Consider the following 367-nt stretch of genomic DNA (forward strand, 5'->3'; position numbering starts at 1 on the left):
GCTCAGCACCGGATATCCGAGCGCGGTCATCGCCCAGGCACCGGCGTACGTTCCGTCACCGAGGTCGGGGATCGCCGGCTCCAACTCTGCAGCAGCGGCGGCGTACTCACCGAGTTGGATGAGGATCTGAGCCAGCTGGCCACGCACTTCGGCGCGGTCGCGCGCGCTGAGCCGGTCCGTTTCGAGGACAGCGCGCAGCGTGGCCAGGACATCCGCGCGCCGGGTGTAGCCGGTGAACGCCTGGAACGGCATCTTCCGCACCAATGGGGCGACCGCTTCCGCGGGGAGCCCCGGTTCGGTGATCAATTCGTGCAGAAAGGCGAGGGCGGTGACGTGGTCACCGGACGCGAGTGCGATATTCGCTGCC

General features: G+C 68.4%; 1 protein-coding gene. It reads right to left on the reverse strand.

Going from position 1 to position 367, the window contains the following annotated elements:
• Positions 1 to 367, reverse strand: a 367-nt coding sequence (locus tag AC1DYK_RS36315) for a hypothetical protein (protein ID WP_478170677.1), incomplete at both ends; no start/stop codon positions are given.

Source organism: Variovorax sp. P2_H12, from assembly GCF_056403395.1.